Source organism: Gilvimarinus sp. 1_MG-2023, assembly GCF_030548285.1.
The window spans coordinates 1-245 of the sequence record NZ_JAUOSC010001498.1 but is presented as its reverse complement, the minus strand read 5'-3'; the positions used below and the strand labels follow the sequence as shown (position 1 = coordinate 245).

General features: G+C 53.1%; 1 protein-coding gene. It reads left to right on the top strand.

The genetic code is table 11. The annotated features are described in order from the left end of the window. On the top strand, positions 1–245 hold a 245-nt coding region (locus tag Q4563_RS21820), incomplete at both ends, for an ATP-binding cassette domain-containing protein (protein WP_303606026.1).

Genomic DNA, 245 nt, shown 5'->3' with positions numbered 1-245 from the left:
ATATCTCACTATCTTTTTTCCCGGGTGCCAAAATTGGTGTGCTCGGCCTGAATGGTTCCGGTAAGTCGACCCTGTTAAAAATCATGGCAGGTATTGACCAGGATTTTATTGGCGAAGCGCGTCCACAGCCCGACCTGAATATTGGCTACCTGCCCCAGGAGCCGGAACTGGACCCGGCCAAAGACGTCAGAGGCAATGTTGAAGACGGCCTCAGCGAACTGATGAACGCCAAGGCCGAACTGGAT